The sequence below is a fragment of the Chitinophaga varians genome, from assembly GCF_014529945.1.
GTDB lineage: Bacteria > Bacteroidota > Bacteroidia > Chitinophagales > Chitinophagaceae > Chitinophaga > Chitinophaga varians.
In genome coordinates this window covers 907,705-919,864 of the sequence record NZ_JACVFB010000001.1, presented here as the reverse complement: position 1 = coordinate 919,864, position 12,160 = coordinate 907,705, and the positions used below count along the sequence as shown (strand labels likewise).

General features: G+C 49.1%; 8 protein-coding genes. 2 read left to right on the top strand and 6 right to left on the bottom strand.

Annotation, left to right across the window (positions count from 1 at the left end; all coding sequences use genetic code 11):
• Positions 1-5: 5 nt before the first annotated feature.
• The 5 genes from ICL55_RS03325 to ICL55_RS03305 form a co-directional block, all read right to left on the bottom strand.
• Positions 6-1,442, bottom strand: a complete 1,437-nt coding sequence (locus ICL55_RS03325) for a RagB/SusD family nutrient uptake outer membrane protein (RefSeq protein WP_188094616.1) — start codon at positions 1,440-1,442, stop codon at positions 6-8.
• A gap of 23 nt (positions 1,443-1,465) precedes the next feature.
• Positions 1,466-4,729 (bottom strand): SusC/RagA family TonB-linked outer membrane protein, encoded by a 3,264-nt coding sequence (locus ICL55_RS03320; protein ID WP_188094615.1) that lies wholly within the window; start codon positions 4,727-4,729, stop codon positions 1,466-1,468.
• A 315-nt stretch (positions 4,730-5,044) separates the two neighbouring features.
• Positions 5,045-6,244 (bottom strand): FecR family protein, encoded by a 1,200-nt coding sequence (locus ICL55_RS03315; protein ID WP_188094614.1) that lies wholly within the window; start codon positions 6,242-6,244, stop codon positions 5,045-5,047.
• Between the two features lie 62 nt (positions 6,245-6,306).
• A complete protein-coding gene (locus ICL55_RS03310; RefSeq protein ID WP_188094613.1) occupies positions 6,307-6,906 on the bottom strand; it encodes an RNA polymerase sigma factor in 600 nt (199 codons plus the stop codon).
• Between the two features lie 177 nt (positions 6,907-7,083).
• On the bottom strand, positions 7,084-9,474 hold the full coding sequence (locus ICL55_RS03305) for an outer membrane beta-barrel family protein (protein WP_188094612.1): 2,391 nt from the start codon (positions 9,472-9,474) through the stop codon (positions 7,084-7,086).
• A 111-nt stretch (positions 9,475-9,585) separates the two neighbouring features.
• Here ICL55_RS03305 and ICL55_RS03300 point away from each other — a divergent pair, with 111 nt between their 5' ends.
• Positions 9,586-10,638 (top strand): sensor histidine kinase, encoded by a 1,053-nt coding sequence (locus tag ICL55_RS03300; RefSeq protein WP_223151287.1) that lies wholly within the window; start codon positions 9,586-9,588, stop codon positions 10,636-10,638.
• Positions 10,635-11,336 (top strand): LytR/AlgR family response regulator transcription factor, encoded by a 702-nt coding sequence (locus ICL55_RS03295; RefSeq protein WP_188094610.1) that lies wholly within the window; start codon positions 10,635-10,637, stop codon positions 11,334-11,336. Before ICL55_RS03300 ends, ICL55_RS03295 begins: the two co-directional genes overlap by 4 nt.
• A gap of 11 nt (positions 11,337-11,347) precedes the next feature.
• On the opposite strand, the gene ICL55_RS03290 is transcribed toward ICL55_RS03295, so the two are convergent.
• A complete protein-coding gene (locus ICL55_RS03290) occupies positions 11,348-12,151 on the bottom strand; it encodes a helix-turn-helix domain-containing protein (protein WP_188094609.1) in 804 nt (267 codons plus the stop codon).
• Positions 12,152-12,160 lie beyond the last annotated feature (9 nt).

The following is a 12,160-nucleotide window of genomic DNA, read 5'->3' as shown; positions in this document are numbered from 1 at the left end:
ATGTTTTAATTCAGATAAGCATCATTTTGAACAAGGCGCGGGTTGGCTTTGATTTCAAGGTCGGGAATAGGATACAGTACTGATCCTGGTTTCCACGTGTTAGGAGGTGAAAGCGGTTTTAACACGGCCTCTGCTCTTTTGGTCCGCTTCAGGTCCAGCCAGCGGTGTCCCCATTCAGCGAAAAACTCTACCTGTCTTTCTTTCTCAATAGCGAGTAAAAGAGAGGCCTGATCAGCCGCGGTAGTAACCGGCAAACCAGCCCTTTTACGGACCATGTTCAGGTCGTCCTGCGCCGGTTGTACCTTGCCTTGTTGTGCGCATGCTTCTGCACGGATAAGATATTGTTCGCTCAGTCTGAATACTACATAGTATTCCGTCAGTGCGCCGGTACCGGCCTTGTATTTGGCTGGATAGGCCCAGGAAAGGTTGGCACTGCTGCTAAAGCCTACCCAGGTGGTTTTACGGTTGTCATTTGTTTCGAAGGCATTTAACAACTGGGGCGTCAACTCATAGTTGGGCCGGGACCCGGCAACGGTAAGAAACTGACCGCCTTCCGGTGTATTGGCATTGGCGATCACGGGCTGTAGTTGCCATATTGCTTCGGGGCTTTCTTTTTTAAATACCTGATCGAGCGGCGGCAATGCAGCGCCGTACTTTCCGGAGTTGATAATACTGCCAGCTTCACTCTCCGCCTCCTGCCACCTGTTGGTATAGAGGAATGCCCTTGCCAGCAAGGCACTGGCCACCTGACGGTTGGGCCGCAGCTTTTCCCCGGTAGGATATTTATCGGACAATAACGCTTTGGCGTCTTTCAGGTCGCTGATAATTTGTTGCCACACCGTGGCAGCCGGCGTGCGGGGAAGCCCCATATTCTCCTGATAAGCGGTATTGAGTACCAACGGCACATCTCCAAAGAGATTGACCAGGTAGAAGTAACAAAACGCCCGCGTGAATTTGGCTTCTCCTGCCAACTGGGTCTTCACGCTGTCAGACATGCCGGTGGCCATGGAAAGACCACCCAGTATTGCATTGGTCCTGTAAATGTATTTATATCCGTCAGACCAGAGCGGCCCTACGTAGTTATTATCAGGCGTAAGGGTATGGTCCGAGAACTGCTGAAAATACGGCGCAGCCGTGTTATTCTGCGTCCAGATCAGCTCATTGGCAGACATGCCGCCGAGTGCCGACATTGAAAAACAGGCAAATGAGCCACTGTTGCCATATTGGTCATTCATCATGCTGATATAGATCGACAACATGGCTGCTGTGGCCGACTGGTCATTGGTAAATATCTTATCATTGGTCAGCACGTTGGGTGGATTTTCCACCGTAACAAATTTTTTGCAGGAACTGAATATACCCACTGCCGTCAGGCAGCAAATAATACACCACATACGGCTACTCCGGATGACAGGTGACAGGTGATTATAGTTGATTTTCATGATGACTACTTTGTTATGAATAATTAAAACCCTACCTGCGCTCCGGCTGTCAGCATTCTCATCGGCGGCATGGAAGAGAAAGACATTGTTTCCGGGTCTCCGGCCTTATAACGGGTAAAGGTGAGCAGGTTTTGTCCCTGCACATATACACGGATGGTTTCTGCTTTGATGCGTTGTGCCACGCTACGATTGAACTGATAGGACAATGAAACGTTTTTCAGACGCACGAAAGAGGCATCCGTGATACGGCCGTCGGAGTAATTGGCGTAGTAGCTGTAAGTCGTAGCTGCTACCCCGCCGGTTGTGTACCGTTGCACGTCGGTGATATCACCAGGGTGTTGCCAGCGATCCAGTACCATCACCGGCTGGTTCGCACGACTACCGGGGGGCAGGAACAGGATACTTGACTTACCCAGCTGTTTCACGAAGTGGAAAAAGATATCCATTGACCAGTTCTTGTAGGTAAACGTATTTTGGAAACCGCCATAATGGCGCTGTGCCAGGTTATACACCGCAGTCTGGTCTTTGGGAATAGCCATGCCTGCCAGTTTATACAAGCCGGTAGCCGGGTCTACGCCCTGAAGGGGAATCCATTTGGAAATGGTTACTGGTTGACCGATAGACCATATACTCCCGTAGTATGTATCTTCCAGTCCGGGGTAAGCCAGCAGTTTATTGCGCGGGATGGTAATGTTGAAGGTGGTTTTCCAGCTGAAGGATTGTTGTTGGATATTGGTGGTATTGAGGATCAGCTCCCAGCCGGAGTTCTGTAGTACAGCATTCTGGTTGGCGTTTACAAAGGAAAATCCTACCTGTGAAGGAAGCGTAAGCCCAGTCAGCTGATTGTCTGTTTTGCTCAGGTAATAATTGGCGCTGAAATAGATACGGTCTTTCAGGAAGGACAGTTCCAGTGCCGCTTCCCACTTACGGTTCCGTTCCCAGGCATAGTCGGGGTTGTAAAGATTATATGGATAAAGGCCGTTTGATCCCTGATAGGGCAGTGCTGCGGTGGTAGGCACCCATTTCGACAAGTATTGATAGTCGCCGATACGATCGTTGCCTGTAACGCCCATGCTGGCTCTTAATTTGCCGAGGCTGAGGAAAGACAGCCCTTTCATGAAATTTTCTTCAGAAAAAATCCATCCGGCGCCTACTGCTCCAAAGGTGCCGAACTGTTTTCCCGGGCCGAACCTGCTGGAGCCGTCATGGCGGGCAGACACATTGAGCAGGTACTTTTCGTCCCAGTTCAGGCTTACGCGGCCAAACAAGGCAGCATAGTGATATTTGGAGTAGTTGCTGGAAACGCTCTTCACCGCAGCAGGACCGGGTGTCAGCAGCAGGTCGTCATTCGTATAGCCGCTGGCGTTTATTTTTGTTTCTGTATTCAGTTGTTCCTGGAAACTGCCACCCACCAATACTTTTACGCCTGCTTTACCCCACCGCGCGTCATATTCGGCCTGAGGTTCGATGATCCAGTTGCGGGCGTTTTTGTTAAAGAAATCCGCGGTACTGATCAGCGTGGTACTATACGGACTTTGTGATTTGATGGGGTTAGTAGCCGTCTGGTCTACCCTCAGGGAGTTATAACCGGCATCAACTTTCAGTTGCAACCCACGCATAACAGTATAGCGCAGGTTCATGCTTCCGAGTACCTGGTCGGTATTAGCAATGAATTTTTTGTAGGTATAGGCGAGCGGGTTGGAGAAATTGATGCCCTTATCCCTCCAAACGAGGTTACCGGCGGAATCCAGCGGATAAGGCGCATTGGGGATGGTGGTGATCAACTGCATCAGGTCAGTGATGATGATGTTGTTTTTATCATTGCTGTATCCTGCGTTGAACGACACGGAGAATTTGTTATCGGCAGAGCGATGCACCATATTGGCGTGTACATTTACCCTGTTGTCGGGCGTATTGCCATAGTAGATGGGTGTTTCCCCATGGTAGCCTGCCGCCAGGGAGAACTGGGTTTGCTGACTGCCGCCGGAGAGGCGTACCTGTGCATCGTTGGCCCGTGCCTGTTTACCGAGCAGTAGTTTATTCCAGTCCGTATATCTGGTGGTATCCCATACCATCAGATCGCTGGCATTAGAAGCAGTAGGCACAATCCCATCATTGGCGAAGGCTTCTTTGCGCATGGTCACATATTGTTGGGTGTTCATCATTTTAGCCATACGGGTAGGCCTGGCCCATCCGGTATAGTAACTGACGTCCACCGATGTCTTGCCTGCTTTGGCTTTGCGGGTGGTGATCAGCACAACGCCGTTAGCGCCACGGGAACCGTAGATCGCTGTAGCGTCTGCGTCTTTCAGCACTTCGATGCTTTCGATATCAGCAGGATTGATGCTGACGAATGGGCTGACACCGGAATTGGCGCCCATCAGTCCTCCCATTGTTTGCGCAGATATACCACTGGCGAAAGTGACGCTGCCGAGGGAGTGGGCAAAAGGTACGCCATCGATGACATACAGCGGCTCCGTTCCTGCTCCCAGAGAGCTTTTCCCTCTGATCACCACACTTACCGGCGCTCCCGCCAGTCCACTCGTTTGTGAGATCTGCACACCTGGCAGTCTGCCGCTGAGGGCCAGCAGCGGACTTTCCACCGGCTGTTTACGGATATCCTCTCCTTTTAATTTGGCGATGCTGCCGGTGCTGGTACGTTGTGTGGTAGTGCCATAGGCGATGATCTGTATATCATCCAGCATGCTGGTAGCGCGGGACAACATAATATTGAAAGTCTTCCCTGCTACCATGGCGTCGGTAACAGGAAGTTCCTTTTTGTCGTAGCCGATAAAGGTAATCACCAGCACTTCGCCGGGGTTTACGCTGATGGTGAATATCCCATCCTGGTTCGTGATACCGGAGCGCTTCCCTCCTTTTACCACTACCGTAGCACCGGGAAGCGGCTGCCCGTCAGGCCCTGTGATACGGCCGGTAATGGGCTGTACGGCGGTAACCCCGGCAGTATTGGCCGCAGGCAGTTGTACCGGCGCCGACTTCGCATATACGAAAATACTTTTGCCCCTGATATTGTACTGTAGGGGCTGAAGACGGAACACGGCAGTCAGGAATTTTTCGAGCGGAACATCCTTTTCACTGACTGTAACGGGATGGGACATACGAAGTAATGACTCCGTATACATAAATACATATCCTGTTTGTTGTTTGACCGAATGGAAAACCGTTTCCAGCGGAACTTCTTTTCCGGTGAAGCTGATGTTTTGTGATACGCCTTTGGCGTACACGTTCAGCAGGCCAACTGTCATTAACACGATGGTCAATTTCATGATAGTCAGGATTTTGGTGACGTAAGGGCGCCGGCCCCCGCTCCGCGCGCGAATCGCAGAATTTTGCATAAGTTTGCATTGTTTGGTTGATAAATAAGCTGTCTTTACAAGGGACGCTGGTTTATGATCAATCAGGCGATACCGGAAGGCTGCAACCCTTCCGGTTTTTTTTACCTGTTATATTTTTCAGGAAGACAAAAACCTCCGGCCACAGAAGCATCATGCTTCAGCGCCATTCATTTTTTAAACATGTTACGGTTACTGTTGTCTGGCTTTTCCTATTGGCTGACGTTCATCTACTCATTGTTCATTCACTTAATTGCCTACTATCAACGTATTACCCTCCATACGGAATTGAACTCCCATTGCTTTTAACATATCCAATACATCTGAAAGATTTACATTCTTATACATCTCACCTTTAAAAACGATATCTGGTACCGCTGCTTCATATCGTACCCGGATGCCGTACCATCGTTCCAGTTGTCGCATGGCCGCATGCAGGTCTGACCCATTAAAATTAAAGAGCCCGTTCTTCCAGGCCAGCGCCTGGTCGAGGTCTGCCTGTGGCGCCACTTTTATGTCATCGTTGTTACCAGTAGTAGCTGCCTGCTGGCCTGGCTTCAGCGTTACTTCCCGCTGGTTGGTTTTTATTTTTACGCTGCCGGTGACCAGTGTAATTTTCGTATAGGCTTCATCTTTATAGGCATTCACGTTGAAGCTGGTGCCCAGTACCTTAATGGTAGTACCGTTCGCTTCCACCAGAAATGGCTTTTGCGCTAACGGCGCCACTTCCAGATAGGCCTCCCCGGTAATGATTATTTTCCGCTCGTCTGCCGGGAAAGCGGCGGGGAACCGTATGGAGGATGCAGCGTTGAGCCATGCTTTGGTACCGTCCGGCAGCGTTATCTGATATTCGCCGCCCTGTGGCGTGCTGATGGTGTTCCATAATGTTTCGTGCTGCTCGCCGGATTGCAGCTGGTACGTCAGCTGGCCGGTGGCCAGCTTCACGATTTGTGCATTTCCCTGCCGGGCAACAGTACCATTAGCCACCTGTTCCAGCGTGACCGTACTACCATCTGATAACGTCAGTGTGGCTTTATTTCCGCCGGGCCTGATATCTGCCGCCACCTGTCGGGACGCCGGAGCCGGTGAATGATGACGGGTGCGGGTGAGGTAGACCACAGCAGTGGTGATACCTGCCATAACGACTGCCGCTGCAGCGACACGCCACCACTCCATGCGGGCAATACGCCCACGGGGTGCATCTGAAGGTATGCCGGTAGCTTGTAACTGTTCCGTTAAACGCTGACGCAGGCGCTCCCTGACTTCCGGCATTTCTTCGGGGACGATGTCATAGCGACCGGTACGCAGGTCCTGCAGCATAAAAGCTGCCGCTGTTGCAGACAGGTCAGGATCGCGGAGGGCAGCCAACAGTTGTTGTCTGTCTTCCGGCTGAATAGTGCCCATCACGTATTCGTCCAATAATCGTTGTAATGTGTCGGTTGTCATCATCGCTGCTTATTTATAAAGACCCGCTTTTTTCCCGGGAGGGTGGTTGGGACGGAAATTTTTTTTTAACGGTAGGTGTAGGCTGCCATCACCAGCGTAATGGTGATCGTCTGATGTCCATGCTGTGTAAGGTAATTCCGGAGAAAATTAAGCGCTTTTACAATATGTTCTTTGACCGTATTACGGGAGATATTTAGTTCGCGACATATCTCTTCGTAAGACTTTCCGTCGATACGGCTCATGGTAAATACCTGTCTGCGGGCCGGCGGCAGGTCGCCAATCCCCTTCAGCAACAGGGCATGTATTTCCTTAAATTCGGCCTGATGATCAGGTAACCAGATGTCCTCTGCGGAGTGAACATCTTCCAGGGCTTCCGTCTCATCCAGTTTTTTACGGACCGCTTTAAATATCCGATTGCGGGTGATAATAAAAAGATAGTTGGCAAAATTTTCAATGGCAGGCAGCTTCTCGCGGCTGTTCCAGATATCCATAAATACATCCTGCGTTAGTTCTTCCGCCACGGACAACGATTTGGCATAAGCCAGCGCATGCCCGTACACCCGTGGCCAATAAATATCCACCAGCACGCTGAAGGAAGCCTCCTCCCCCGCTGCTATCCGCTGCAATAGCTGTTGCTCCTTATACAAATGGTTGCTGTCCAACAAAGTATCTGAATGTAAAATGTAAACATAGAATAAAAATATGAGATACCCTTGTCGAAAATTACCATCACTTTTAATGACCAGGCTATTGTTCGGTTAATTAATGTCCTTATTAAATAACCATCCCGACAGCCACTTGCCGGAAGGCTGCCGGGATTGCTTATCTGTACCACTGCTTAACTAATGCGCCCTGTTCCGTTCATCTTCATTACCAAAATCGCGCTGCTTCAATTTAAGGCTGCTGTTGCCAAACTTATAACTCAGCGAAACCCTGAACCCTCTTGTATCACCATAGCTGCGAACGGTATTTTTTATGCCGTTGGAATAATAGGTGATCAGCGGCCGCTGCGCATTCAGGAGGTCCTCCCCGGTAATGGTCAGCGACAGCTTTTTGTTGGCCATCAGGAACTTCACAGACACATCCAGGATGTTCATCGTTGCAATATGGAAGATCTGATAGCGCCCCGGCAGTTGCAACGCATAATTGACACTGAAGAAAAGCGTCTTTGGCTTGTTCAGGGTAAAATCGTTGTTCGTATAGCAGTAGCCGTTATAACCGTCCGTAGATGCAATAAATCCTGATCTGGACGTCACATGCTGATAGTTTACATTAAACCCGGTAAAGCTGCTCCACCAGGGCCGCACGTTGAAATTATAGTACGTCGAAAAACCCAGCTGATAGGTATTGCCATAGTTCACCGGTGTCTGCCGGGTGATATTGGTCACACTGTCCACGATAGACAGCTCCTGCCCGAAGTCCGTCACTTTGGAATAATAGACGGAGCTTACCCACTGCTGATTTTTCACATAGGAGAACTCCAGGTTATCTATATACGAAGGCTTGAGGAACGGATTGCCTTCGGAGTAGAAATAAGGGCTGGTGCGGACCACGAACGGATTCAGGTAGTCAAAGTCGGGCCGGCGGATCCTGCGGCTATAATTGAGTGAGAAGGAATTTTTATCATCCGGCACATAGGTCACATAGGCCGTGGGGAACAGCTGAATATAGCGGTTCGTGTTGGTCTGGTCCAGGTTTTGGGAATACCCTTTCGTTTGTGTGCCTTCCGCTCTTAGCCCCAGCTGGGTTTCCCATTTCGTGCTCAACTTTTTGTTGGCAGAAAAATACAGGGCCTCATTATATTCCTGATAGTTAAAGACATTGGACTGGCCGGTATTTAATACGGGAATGCCGGTGTGATGATCATACACTACCAGATCGTTGTTGGTATTGGTATAAGACACTTTGGTCCCGAAGCTGATATTCGCCCATGCATAAGGCAGCGATACATCAGCCTTGAGGGAGTAGTTATTGATTTTATTGGCGTTGGTATTGGTGGAAGAGAAGAATGTGCCCGGCACCATGTTTTTTCCCGGGTCCAGTTCATTGCCTGCAAAGAAGCGGTTGTCTTTTTTCCGGTAGCTGAAGAAATCCACATCCACCGTTATGCTTTTTCCCAGCGAATCCAACGTGAAAGCCTGATACCAGTTGAGGGCATGCATACCGGGCTTATTATTGGCCTGCGCGTTGGAGGCGATGTAGCCATTCACTGCCTTTGAGGTATTACCGGAGCGGGTAGTCAGCGGACTGTTCGCTGAAGTTTTATCCGTAAAGCTGCCGAGGTATTTGAAGCCGGTAGTCCATTTGGGGGTGATTTTGTAATCAATGCCCAAACCGGCACTGAGCGCATCACTTTGTGATTTATTGGCGACTTCCTGTTTCCATTGTTCATGCGGGTAAAATATCTGTTCTTCGGAAGTGGTCAGCAATTGCTGCCGGCTTTTGCTGAGAGAAGCCTGTAGGGCGATCTTCCCGTGGTTATAGTTAAATGCGCCCTGAAGGCTTCCGCCGCCATATGTTTTCTGCGTATAGGCGGCGCCGATATGAGCGTCCCATGAATTGGCCTTTGCTTTTTTTAGTTTGATGTTGATCAACCCACTGTTCCCTTCTGCCTCGTATTTCGCCGGCGGCGCCGTAATTACTTCTATGCTTTTAATATTATCTGCCGGGATGGATTTCAGGAAAACGGCCAGGTCTTCCTGGGACATACGCTGAAGGCGGTCCTCCACCATCACCAGCACCTCCCCTTTGCCTACAATGGAAACATTGTCCTGCTGCACCCTTACGCCCGGCGTAGCCTTCAGGGCGTCCAGGGCCGTTCCGCCGGTGGGCATCACCGCCTTTTCCACGTTAAAGACCAGCCGGTCTACCTTCTGCTCCACCAGTTTCTTCGCAGAGGTGATGGTAACACCCTGCAGCTCCGTTCCCTCGTGAATTTCTACGGTACCCAGGTCCATGTCCCTGTCCAGCACGATCTCCCGGTCGAGGCCAGGGTTCCCGAACTGCCGGACCACCAATCGATAAATACCCTTCGGCGCCTTCAGGGAGAAATGCCCCAGACTGTCCCCCATGGCTTGTGCGGCAGGAACGGAATCACGCTTCAACAACCCGGCATATACGAAGCCCACGGCTTCTTTACGCTGGTTAATTACCTTACCGCTGACAGAGAACTGCTGGCAGAGGGACTGAGAACAATATAAAACCGCGACGAGTAAAAAGAGGATCTGCTTCATGTGCTGTGAATTAAATGTGGCACAAAACTGCGTCGCATAAAGGCTTTTTACCACTTTTATCGACAAACCCCTTCCGTTTTCCGACGAACCCGGCTTTATATCTTTTTGGAAATGAATAGCTTTGTAAAAAACAGTCAGATGTTATACCAGGGGACATTATCAGGAAAAAAGGAATTATGGGTCCACATCCTATTTTGGATACTGGTGGCGTATTTTACGTTCGTTAAAAACCCGATCTACGCCCGGATACTGGTCCCTGACCTGTTTTACACCACCTACCTGATCGTATTTGTTCTCACCTTCTACTTTCACTATTTTATTGTGATGAAGCAGGTATTCAAATCTTTCCGGTGGACAAAGTTGATCATCGGCTTATTTATCTCCTACCTGTTCTTTACCGGTGCAAGATGGCTGACAGAGCAGGTGATTACTGACCTACTGTTTCATAAAACAAACTATACCGATCCTACGTTGATCAATTATATGCTGGACAATCTGCACTATAGCAGCATGCCCATCATCTTCAGCTCTTTCCTTTGGCTGGGCATCTATTTCATCCGTCTTTTAGAATACAACAAGGCGATCCTCGAAGAGAATAAAAACACGGAGATCAAATTCCTGAAAGCGCAGATCAATCCTCATTTCATCTTTAATACGCTCAACAATATCTATTCCATGGTCTATTTTCAATCCGACAAATCACTGACCGCGATTGAAAAACTCAGCCAGGTGATGCGGTTTACCACCTATGAATCGCAAAAAGAAAAGGTCAGGCTGGCGGATGAAATCAGCTATATACAGGCTTATATTGAACTGGAACAATTGCGGCACCAGGAAACAGGGTTTATACATTTCACCAGTAAAGTGGAAAATGAGCATGTCGAAATACCGCCTTATATCCTGTCGCCGCTCGTGGAGAACGCCTTAAAGCACGGGGCCACGTCCGGCGAAACGCCTATTGAGATTACGCTTACCGCCGATAACGAGCAACTCACTTTCAGGACATCCAACGAAATCGGTACCCAGCAAAAAGATAAATTAGGCGGCATAGGCCTTGATAATCTGAAAAAACGTTTGCAAATTCACTATCCCGACGGGCATCAGTTACGCCTCACCCGGAATAATAACCGGTTCACCGCCGAGCTGCTAATTCAACTACAATGAAGAAAAAGATTAACTGTATCATACTAGACGACGAGCCGTTTGCCGTAAAACTGATTGCGGATTATGCCTCCAAGATGCCGCAGCTGAATGTACTGTATGCCGACAGTGACGTGTATAAGGCCATTGAGGTGCTCAACAAAGAAACCGTTGACCTGATTTTCCTCGACATCCAGATGCCGCAGCTGACAGGAATTGAGCTGATGCAGCTGTTTAACCAAAAGCATAACTTTATCATCATCTCCGCCTATGCGGAGTACGCACTGGACGCTTTTCAGTTTCATGTGGTCGACTTTTTACTGAAGCCGGTGACCTTCAACCGGTTTTACCAGAGTGTAGAGAAGTACAACCGCTGGCAGGAAACCTTCCAGGCCACGGAAGATTCGGATAGCTCCCTGTTTGTAAAGGCCGACCGTAAACATTATAAAATCGCTACTGATGATATCCTTTATATAGAAGGACTCAAAGATTATATCCGGATACATACCATCGATGAAAAGATCATGGTACTGGAAACCATGAAAGATATTCTGGAGAAGCTGCCGCCAAAGCAGTTTGTCCGCATTCACCGTTCGTACATCATTCCGCTGGATAAAATCAAAGTCATCGAAGGAAATCAAATCCAACTGAGCGACGGTACTTTCCTGCCTATCGGAGAAACCTACCGGAAGCTGGTAGGTGAATGGACAGCGCGGAAGTAACATACCGGGTCTTATACCTCTGAAGTGGTGACGCCATACTTCTGTCTGAAAGAAAAATAAAAGTGGGACAGGTTTTCAAAACCAAGGTCCAGGTAGAAGTCGGCCGGTTTCTGCTGCTTTTGTTTGATCAGATAATAGGCCTCTTCCAGGCGTCTTTCTTTCAGCCATAATTTCGGCGTGACGCCAAAAGCCCTGGCGAAGTCGCGTTTAAAGCCTGAGAGGCTGCGGCCCGTTAATCTTGCCAGGGTGGCAACCGGCACATTGAACATATAATTTTGCTGCATAAACTCCCGGAGGTCGGATTTATGAGGCTCCGAAAAATCAAACAGCAGATTTTTGAAATCCGGATTGCTTTGCAGCAGTAGCTCTATGGCCTCTCTGATTTTCAGGTCTGCCAGTTTGGGAGTGGCTTCCTTGTTGTGGTTGATATAAGGGGTGAGAGAGATAAAAAAGCTCCGGAGAAATTCGTCCGGTTTAAAAAACAATTTTTGTTTGCCGCTGTAAGGTGTACTGATCCTGATTTTATTCTCAGCAGCATAGCGCTGCAATGCAGCGGTATCGAGCGTGATAGCCAGAAACTGATAGTTGCCCTCCCGGGAGGGATATTTAATCGTGCGGATTAGCTGGTTTTTGGGAACAAACACCACGGTATTTTCCCTGATCACGACCTGACCATCCGCATGGAATGCATGTGTTTCCCCGGAGAGTTGGAACCCTAAAAAATGTTCGGGTATAAACTCCTCCTGTCCTCTGTACTTTTCGAAAGCACAGGAATAGACAAACCTGTCAAATATGATTTCAGCTTTAGCCTCCATAATACGAAT